Source organism: Pedobacter sp. GQ55, from assembly GCF_059758925.1.
Map to the genome: position 1 here is coordinate 1 of NZ_JCAXEI010000024.1, position 2,439 is coordinate 2,439.

Below are 2,439 nucleotides of genomic sequence, written 5' to 3' on the forward strand. Positions count from 1 at the left end.
AATCAGAACCCTGTAGATCTATCTGCAGGGTTTTATTTTAAACATAACAAAGAACTCTATTAAAGATATTTAAAATATTTAGGTGCCTATATCGGTGGTGTCTACCTCTTCCCATTCCGAACAGAGAAGTCAAGCCCACCAGAGCCGATGGTACTGCGGTAACACGTGGGAGAGTAGGTCGGTGCCAAATCTTAATGAAGCCTGTAGTTAATCACTACAGGCTTTTCTTGTTTGTAGGATTTTTGAATCAGGCTTTTATAAACCAGAGCGTAAAACCCAATCATCGGAACGTGGATGGGATGCAAGCGACAAACGCTAACTTGAGATAAGATTTACTGAGAAATAGTTTCTGGTCAGGCTTCGGCTATTGAACAAGGGGAATAACCATCCGAACAAAGCAGGTGCTCATACGAACCTTGCTTATTAAGTGTATGGAATGACGATAAGCATTGTTCAAGAGCAGATTCCTGTATTAACCTAAGCTGGCTATAGGAAATTTTTTACTCAAAGAACGGAATAACACTAAAAAAAAATTAGAAATTGTAGACATCAAGAAGGCTACCTGAAGATGAAAGCTATTTATAAATCATTTAAATTTAGGCTGTATCCAACCAAGGACCAGGAAATCTTGTTGAGTAAACACTTCGGGCATTGTCGTTACGTGTTTAACAGATTTTTAAATGAACGGAAAGAAAAATATCTGAATGATAAAACTTCCTTGAATTACTATGATCATGCAAGAACTTTGACCGAACTTAAAAAAGAAGAAGAATTTGTATGGCTTAAAGAAATGAATAGCCAATCACTACAAGCTGCAATAAAAAATCTTAATACCGCCTACAAAAACTTCTTTAACAAACAACATAAGTTTCCACGATTTAAGGCAAAATACGATAGACAAAGTTTTAAAATACCACAAAACGTAAGAGTTGAAGGGGGTAAACTTGTCATACCTAAATTCAAGGAAGGAATTAAAGTCAATCTTCACAGACAAATGGAAGGTGAATCATTATTCGCTACCATATCCAGTCCGGCAACTGGTCAATATTATGTTTCCATAACTTGCCAGGTTGAACATACACCATTTGAGAAAACAGGTAAGTTAGTTGATGTTGATACCGGGATAAAAGAACTTGCCATACTTTCAGACGGAAGCAGTTATGAAAATATTAAATCACTTAAAATAAAACTAAAGAAACTCAAATATGAGCAGCAGCAAGTTTCAAAAAAACAAAAAGGAAGTCATCGGAGAGATAAACAAAAACAGAGACTTGCTTTAGTACACCAAAGGATAACCAACATTAGAAGAGATTACCTGCATAAGGTATCAACAGAAATCATCAAAAATCACGATCTTGTTTCGGTTGAAGACCTTGCCGTTAAGAACATGATGAAGAACCGTTGTTTAGCCCAGGCAATGAGCGATGTTTCCTTAGGAACATTTTACACCCTGCTGGAATATAAGGCCAATTGGAATGATAGTCACTGGTTAAGATTAACAGATTCTTTCCTTCGAGCAAGAAGTGTTCGAGTTGTGGATGGATAAAACAGGATTTAATATTGTCCATTAGAGACTGGATTTGTGAATCTTGTGGCGAACTTTACCACGGAGATGTAAATGCAGCAAAAAATATACTAAAGCAAGGTATAAATATATGGTCTGGTTGTGGGACGCAGTCGGACACAAAACAAAAACATAGTGAGGCGTTGCCAATAGGTGGGTCTATGACCTATGAAGCCCAACCCATCGGATAACGTGGGTGGGTGGTTCACATATTTGTTTAAATCAGATTTAGAGAATGAGCTCAAATGACATTTATATTTTTAAGTCAGAAAGATTAGGTTTTAGAGATTGGCTTGAAAGTGATATAGATAAACTGGCACGTATAAACACAGATCCAGATGTAATGAAGTTTTTTCCAGGTACCCAATCTATGGAGCGAACCAGGCAGTTTGTAAGAAGAATGCAGGGGTTATTACGAGAAAGGGGCTTTTGCTACTTTGCAGTAGAAGAATTAGATACAAGGGAATTTATAGGGTTTATAGGATTATCCATTCAAAGCTTTGAATCTGATTTTACACCCTGCGTTGATATAGGATGGCGCTTAGATACAAAGAAATGGTATAAAGGCTTTGCTACTGAAGGTGCAAAGAGGTGTATAGCTTACGCTTTTAAAGATTTAAAATTAAAATCAATAAATGCAATAGCTCCTAAAGTTAATGCACCATCTGTAAACGTAATGCAGAAGATCGGGATGAGAGAAATAAAGATTTTTAATCATCCTTTACTTGAATCTAATGAAGCGCTTAGAGAATGTGTACTATATGAGATAGTAGATAACCAGTAAAATATTGTCTTCTGGTAGAATTAACGAATTTCTAAACGGTTTGTATTGATCTTTTAACCCCTTGCTGTTAATTTTTCTGGTTGTGGTTTAG

3 protein-coding genes and 1 rRNA gene are annotated in these 2,439 nt (G+C 36.3%); all 4 read left to right on the top strand.

Annotated features, from left to right (window positions below):
* Positions 1 to 78: 78 nt before the first annotated feature.
* The 4 genes from rrf (at position 79) to AC6CH7_RS26430 (ending at position 2,348) form a co-directional block, all read left to right on the top strand.
* A 5S ribosomal RNA gene (gene rrf / locus AC6CH7_RS26415) occupies positions 79 to 190 on the top strand.
* A 378-nt stretch (positions 191 to 568) separates the two neighbouring features.
* Complete coding sequence (locus AC6CH7_RS26420) at positions 569 to 1,546, top strand: RNA-guided endonuclease TnpB family protein (protein WP_498265556.1); 978 nt, start codon at positions 569 to 571, stop codon at positions 1,544 to 1,546.
* Positions 1,543 to 1,755, top strand: coding sequence for a hypothetical protein (locus tag AC6CH7_RS26425; RefSeq protein WP_498265558.1), 213 nt, complete (start codon positions 1,543 to 1,545; stop codon positions 1,753 to 1,755). Before AC6CH7_RS26420 ends, AC6CH7_RS26425 begins: the two co-directional genes overlap by 4 nt.
* Before the next feature lie 44 nt (positions 1,756 to 1,799).
* A complete protein-coding gene (locus AC6CH7_RS26430; RefSeq protein WP_498265557.1) occupies positions 1,800 to 2,348 on the top strand; it encodes a GNAT family N-acetyltransferase in 549 nt (182 codons plus the stop codon).
* Positions 2,349 to 2,439: the final 91 nt, after the last annotated feature.

Coding starts and splice junctions, on each gene's coding strand:
- AC6CH7_RS26420 (WP_498265556.1), top strand. CDS start 569: ATGAAAGCTATTTATAAATCATTTAAATTTAGGCTGTATCCAACCAAG.
- AC6CH7_RS26430 (WP_498265557.1), top strand. CDS start 1,800: ATGAGCTCAAATGACATTTATATTTTTAAGTCAGAAAGATTAGGTTTT.